Genomic DNA, 6,007 nt, shown 5'->3' with positions numbered 1-6,007 from the left:
CTTGATTAGGGACTAAAATAAGCATTTTTTATACACCATGTTACCTACAGTAGTTTTTCAATTTTTCTGACTTAAAATTCTGAAAAAAACGAAACTTTAAACTGGACAATAAATGGCTATTTAAAACGAAGTGTAAAGGTGCTAAAAATCGGCGTAATATTCCGTAACAGTGGCAGGTCGGAAATCATAAAGATTAACGCAACAGTGATAAATCGAAAGTGTAAAATGTTTGTTCAATCAAAAGTTTTATCCGTTTGAGTGCGATCAGATTTGCCATTTAGTTTTGCGTAAGAATGGTGAGTTTTTATGGCGTTACGCTATTGTAGGTAACGGTAACGTATAAGAATAGTAGCGGGATTTACGCACTTACTTTTCGGTTTGTTACTGTTGTTTGATTTTTAGATTTCATTTTCGATTGAACGATTAAACCGCTATTATTTTTATACAATGTTGTACGCTGGCTTTTTTCTTTTCAGTCCATTAGCGTTGGCGTGAAAGCTCTTTGCAACCGCAGGAACGAGGATTGCAATGTGCTTGAACATTGCGTTGGCTTAATCCTCTGGAATGAATCCATTATCTTCTAACCAATTTACTCCTTCAGGCGTAATTCTAAAACCTCCTTCAAATTCTTCAGCAAATCCCTTTTTAACAAATGTTTTATGTGATTTTAAGTTTCGCACTATTTGAGTGTATTTCTCATCATTCCTGTTTAAAAGAGGTGATAAATCTTGACCGTCTAAAGTAAATTGGCGACTTATATGGTCAATTAAGTCAGAGGTTAAAATACTTCCGTTTGGCGAATTTAGCATTGCTAATAATGCTGGCACTACAAGTTGATTTTCTGATAAAGGCATAATATTTATTTTTAGTTAAACAATTCATTAAATGGTTTCCAATTTTTAGTCAGTTTTCCTGGTGTGTAATCGTAGTCAAATTTCACTTCGTATTCCGCTTGTGCTTCCTCAACTCCGCTTACAGTTGGTTCCAATAAATACTTTTCGTTGTTGAAATAATACCATTGGTTATTCTCCAACACTACAAGTCCGCCAACATAATTTCCACCTTCTGCATTTAGTTCTTTCAGTTTGTTGACAAGTCCTTCAGCACGTCCTTCAGGGTTCTGTGCTGTATTTCCACTTTTCGTGTCAAAAATTCCAATTCTACCATCTTTGAATTTTAAAATCCAATCAGGGTAGAAGAGTGCTTCTTCTTTTTTTGCTGTATTGTAATATTTTAAGCAGTAATATTCTTTTCCTGAATCTCCATTTTTAAACCACCAATCTAACTTGTCTCTTTTCTGTTCGAGGTATTTTAAAAATCTCAATTCATTATCTCGTCCTTTGTATTCTTTTTTCAAGTAAAAAGGCTGAATTGCACTTAATTCAGAAGTTCCTTCAGCTGTGGTCAATTCTGCATAATCTTCTGTAAATGTGTACTCTTCTTTTATTTCAAAAAGTGGTGCTTCTCTTTTTTCTATGTCCTTTTTACGTTTTTCAAGATATTGCTTTTTTACTGGGTAATAATCCTTTAAGGTTTTGGTTAATGCTTGTCTGAAAATGCTTGATTGCTCTTTGTTTAAATCATTGATTAAAATTCGGTAATACAAATTACTGTCTTGGTCAAAAATGCTTTTAAACCAAACTCTGAAAGCCGATTTTAAAGGCGACCAAGAACGTGAAACGTTGGAAACCTTTGCTTCTGTTTCTGTTTGTTCTGATAGTAGTTGAAAGCAATACCAATTAAATAATTTCTCAACGTCATTTCTTGAAATCTCATAATCTTCTTCGTGACCTTTTTTGGCAAAGTCTAAATCGATTTTGTCGTAGTCGGTAAATTCTGCGTCTACAATTAATTTATTAGTAAGAGTTGGATTTATTTCAATTCCTTTTGCTTCAATTTTTTCCCTTTGAGTAATTGGGTGGTCTTTTTCTTCAAAGTCGAAATAACTATTAAACGATTTTAAAAAGCTCATTTGGAATTTTACTGCGTGACCTAAATCGCCATAATCAACACGAGAAACGAAATCTGAATATAGACCTTCAATGTTTTCTATACCTTCCTTTCGTTTAGAAGTATAGATAAACGGTTTATTTTTAGTGCCTTGGTCTGGAATTTCTACATCAATACGTTTGTAGTTCGTGTACAAATATCCTGTTCTTAAATTCGGATTGTTCTTGTAATCATCTTTCTGATTTGGTTCTGCCATTCGCAAAATCCTACCAATGGTTTGAACATAAAAAGAAGCCGAATTTATTTCTCTGAACATTACCAAAATATGAGCTCTCGGACAATCCCAACCTGTACCTGCGGCTTGTTTAAAAAGCATAAAGTCAACATCACTTTCGTTATGAGTAATGAAGTCCATATTTTTCTGTTTACCATCAAACCATAAAGCCACCTTTCGCTCAATGTCTATTTTCTTTTTCTGCAAATAGTCTAAAACTATTTCTTCTTTGGTTTTTTGTCCTGCATCTTTTAAACGACTATCGTCATTTGGCAACTGAATTAAAACCAAAGGATTAATGTCTTTTCCTATTGATTTGTATTCTTCTTTGAGTTCTGTTTGACGTTCAATAGCTAAATCCAAAAGCAATTCGTCTAAATCTTTATTTGGATATTTTGCTAAATCTTCTTCGGTTTGAACTGCAATTTTTTCTTTGATTAATCCTTCTTCAACTACTTCTTCTCGTTTAACTCCAACATAACCTGCTGTTCCATCTTCAATTTCGTCAATACCTGGTATGTTTTTAGGCGTTGCAGAAACATTGAGAATTACTTTTGGATTAATAATGTCAATTACTTCTTGGGCTAAATCCGTATCACGATTTTTATGGCTTTCGTCAATAATTAAAACAAATTCTCTACCTTCTTTATGCGTGTTTTCTATTAAGTCCTCAAAGTAATAACCTTGCTCTTTTAAAAATTCTTCTTCATCTGGTCGTCTTAAAAGTCTGTTTTCTTTTTTAGAAGCAACCAATTTTTGCCAATTGATAAACAGTATATCGTTTTTGTGAAGTTTACCTTGTTTGAAATCATTAATTGTAAGCAATCCATTTTCGAGGTTTGTGTCAAAATATTCTTGAAACTTGTCTTTGCTCTGCATTGCCAAGTCCTCTGAAAACGTAATCCAAATAAAAGCTTTATCATAATCCCAATTTGGCATACCATTTAAGCTATGCACAAAATTGGCAACCATAAAAGTTTTACCACTTCCTGTTGGTGATTTAAATGCTAACAACCTTTGTGGTTCTGCATTTCCCCACAAATTGGTAAAAGTGGAAACTAATTTATCTATGGCTTTCTTCTGAAAGTCTAATGGACTAAATCTGCTCATACGGTAACTATATTGTAAATCTTCTTGTAAATCTCTAAAATGGGTTGTGGAATGGTTTTGATTGTAATGTGTTCCAAGTGGTCGAACAAGGCTTCAAATTCACTTCTATTTCCCCAACTAAAAAGATATAAAGAGATTGGTTTTTCTATATTTTCAACTTTTTCCAAAAAGGTTTCCATTTCGGTCAATTCCTCTTTGAAATAAATAGCAGTTACTTTTTTGTCATTTTCAAAAAGTTGGAAACAACTACTCAATTCAATTTCCTCTAATGTGTTTTCAGCAATCGAAAGCAAATAACCTGCTTTGTGTGCTAATGAAGATTTATCGTCATCAGTAGCCGAAAGAATATTGTTAGAGCCTACAAATTCAGTTTGATAATATTTTAAAGAATTGCCAAGACCTTGAATTTGATTTTCCTTTTTGATTATACCACTTATTACAAATTTGTCTTTTCTGACTTCTTGTTTTATTTGGTCATATCTTTCCTTTTGTTCATCAGTATCAAAATCATCAATCGCCTTTAGAATAGCAGTGTTATTTTTTAAGTTTGTAGGCTTTAATGGTAGTTCAAAAAGTATTTCTTTTTGATTTTTTGTTTGACTATATCCACCAATTACATTTTTTACTCTTGGATATGTAACCTCTGTCGCAATATTTGCTTCGTTGTTTGTGCAAAGGATTACCTGTCTTTTTCCTTTGTCTATGTTATTTTGTTCCATAACAGCTTGACCTGTTGAGCCACTTCCTGCAAAGAAATCGAGAATAATAGCGTTCTTTTTTAGACAACCAATACTTATTAAGAATTTAATAAAGTCAGTTGGCTTTTTTCCATTTCTAAAGGTTATTCCACCTTCATAACCTACGTTATTGAATGTTTCTTCGAAGTCTAAAAAATTTGGGTAAGGAACTTCTTTTATATCGTTTTTACTTTGCGGTACTCCTTGGAAATAAAATCCATTGGCATTGTTTTCAGATTTTCTTGTTAAAAAATATCTGTAGTCATATTGGTCATCTCCAATATTTGGAACTTTGTATAAATAATTGAAAAGATTATTTCTCTCTTCAAGATATTTCATATGAAATCTTCCTGAACTATTTCCTTCTTTTATTGACCCTCGAATATTTATTTTTTGGAAATTGTCACTTGAAGCCTTTGTTTTTATGACTTTATATTCATTTGGTTTGAAAATTTCAACTTCCTTATTCCCAAAAGTTATTTTCTCCGGATTATCAATGAGTTCTTCTACTTTATATACATACTTGTCTATTGAGGTATTATCTTGCAGTCTTTTAATTGTTTTGAACTTATTTGATTTTCTATAAAGCAGAAGTTGTTCCGTTGTTTCGTGGTAATCTTTGTCTCCTTTAAGAATACGGTCTTCGTGTCTAACCTTGACAGTAAATGTTGTTAAGTAGTTTGACTCTTGAAATATTCGGTCACATAGTAGTTTTAAAGAGGCGTATTCTTCTTCGTTGATTGAAATAAACATAACTGCATCATCCTTTAATAGATTGTATGCTAATTCCAATCTTTTACTCATAAAAGACAACCAATAACTATGTCTTAAAGGGTGGTCTTTTGGAACTTCTGTTCCATCAGGATACTTGTCTAAAACTCGTTTGTCTTTATATCTAAAACCATCTGAACCTGTGTTGTAAGGTGGGTCAATATAGATTAGGTCAATCTTTCCTTTGTGCGTATAATTAAGGCAAGTAAGCGAATGATAATTGTCGCCTTCAATCAAAATATGAGTTGGTTTTCCATCATCATTTTTTATTGTTTTTTCTTTTACCTCTGTCAAAATAGGTAATTGGTTTTCGCTTTCTTCTTCAAAAGCTTCTGGCACGTCCAACCAAGTAATTCCGTATTTTTCGGTTTTAATTCGATTGTTGGCAACTTCCAATTTCTTTTTGAGTGCCTCTATTTCAGCAAGTAGTTCTTTCTCCGTTGCCATTAATTTTTTTCTTTGTTAGATATTATCAATTCTTTCACGTCAACATCCAAAATTTCAGCAATTTCCATTAGTGTTTCTAATCTTGGCTGTTGTCTGTTTTGGGCGTAAGCATTTACCATATTGTAGCTTTTACCAAGTTTTTCAGCCAACCAAGTTTGCTTAATTCCTTTCTCTTCCAACACTTCCTTAATTCGGTTCATTTCTGACGTTGTTTTCAGTCCACTAATTTACATTTATATCTCAAAAAACTGTGTAAAAAGTCAAAGTATTTTCGGGTGGTGGTGGGGAAGTGAAAGCTCTTTTGGTTTTTCAGCGTTGCTTTGAGCGTTGGGAAAAACCAAATGTGCTTGAACGTGGGTTGGCTTTTTTTCAGCTGTCTTGTCCTGAAATATGGCTACAGGTTAAAATTGAATTAAGCTGATAATTTATATACCATATTAGGTGTTTTATAGTCTAAAGATAAATGTAATCTTATTTCGTTGTATAAATTAATTGCATTTTTTGTTGCTCTTTTAGCGTGTTGTAAGCTGTCAAAGGTCTGGTCAAGGTAAAATTCGTCTTTTAGGATACCGTTTACACGTTCTGCTATGGCATTTTCGTAACAATGGTTTTCTTCTGTCATACTAATATGAATCTTGTTTCTTTTTAAAATTTGTGTATAAACATTGCTACAGTACTGTATGCCTCTGTCAGAATGGTGTATAAGTCCATTGGTTTC

5 protein-coding genes are annotated in these 6,007 nt (G+C 32.7%); all 5 read right to left on the bottom strand.

Going from position 1 to position 6,007, the window contains the following annotated elements:
• Positions 1 to 551 precede the first annotated feature (551 nt).
• Positions 552 to 854 carry a hypothetical protein gene (locus BM239_RS15145; protein WP_047790831.1) on the bottom strand — a complete coding sequence of 101 codons (303 nt, stop codon included), beginning with the start codon at positions 852 to 854 and terminating at the stop codon, positions 552 to 554.
• Positions 855 to 865: 11 nt separating this feature from the next.
• On the bottom strand, positions 866 to 3,334 hold the full coding sequence (locus BM239_RS15140; RefSeq protein WP_092210167.1) for a DEAD/DEAH box helicase: 2,469 nt from the start codon (positions 3,332 to 3,334) through the stop codon (positions 866 to 868).
• Positions 3,331 to 5,289: a site-specific DNA-methyltransferase gene (locus BM239_RS15135; protein ID WP_092210165.1), complete on the bottom strand. Its 1,959-nt coding sequence runs from the start codon at positions 5,287 to 5,289 to the stop codon at positions 3,331 to 3,333. Before BM239_RS15135 ends, BM239_RS15140 begins: the two co-directional genes overlap by 4 nt.
• The gene (locus BM239_RS15130) at positions 5,289 to 5,489 is read right to left on the bottom strand and encodes a helix-turn-helix domain-containing protein (RefSeq protein WP_092210163.1); all 201 of its coding nucleotides are present in this window, start codon (positions 5,487 to 5,489) and stop codon (positions 5,289 to 5,291) included. The genes BM239_RS15135 and BM239_RS15130 overlap by 1 nt, the downstream gene beginning before the upstream one ends.
• Before the next feature lie 212 nt (positions 5,490 to 5,701).
• Positions 5,702 to 6,007 (bottom strand): integrase core domain-containing protein (locus BM239_RS15125; protein ID WP_143094942.1); only part of this gene is annotated, 306 nt, incomplete at its 5' end.

The organism is Algorimicrobium echini (genome assembly GCF_900115185.1).
GTDB lineage: Bacteria > Bacteroidota > Bacteroidia > Flavobacteriales > Flavobacteriaceae > Algorimicrobium > Algorimicrobium echini.
This window is presented reverse-complemented; position numbering and strand designations above follow the sequence as displayed.